Annotated in this window: 1 protein-coding gene and 1 pseudogene; both read left to right on the top strand. The window is 42.5% G+C overall.

The genetic code is table 11. From position 1 onward, the window contains the following. A pseudogene (locus tag ACFINZ_RS11395) lies at nt 1–140 on the top strand (malonyl CoA-acyl carrier protein transacylase); the annotation flags it as partial. A 19-nt stretch (nt 141–159) separates the two neighbouring features. Continuing rightward, nucleotides 160–315, top strand: a 156-nt coding sequence (locus tag ACFINZ_RS11390; RefSeq protein WP_375701567.1) for an SDR family NAD(P)-dependent oxidoreductase, incomplete at its 3' end; no start/stop codon positions are given.

The raw sequence follows: 315 nt of genomic DNA, 5'->3' as shown, positions 1-315 counted from the left end.
ATGGAGTTAATACACTTTTTGAAATTGGTTCTGGGAAGGTATTAACAGGTTTAGCGCGTCGTATTAATAAGGATATAAAGGCATTGACAGTTGGGACAGCAGAGGAAATAGAAGCAGCACTACGGGTGCTTGGTGTTTAGTCTTTAAGGAGTCTGAAAAATGTTTAAATTAACAGGTCGTAAAGCTCTTGTGACGGGAGCAACGGGAGGAATTGGTGAGGCAATTGCGCGTTGTTTCCATGCACAAGGGGCAATTGTTGGGCTCCATGGAACACGTGAAGACAAGCTGAAAGAAATTGCTGCAGATTTAGGAAAA

This window comes from Bartonella sp. AA81SXKL (genome assembly GCF_042196945.1).
Lineage (GTDB): Bacteria > Pseudomonadota > Alphaproteobacteria > Rhizobiales > Rhizobiaceae > Bartonella.
The sequence above is the reverse complement of the archived record's forward strand: the minus strand, read 5'-3'. Positions and strand labels throughout refer to the sequence as shown.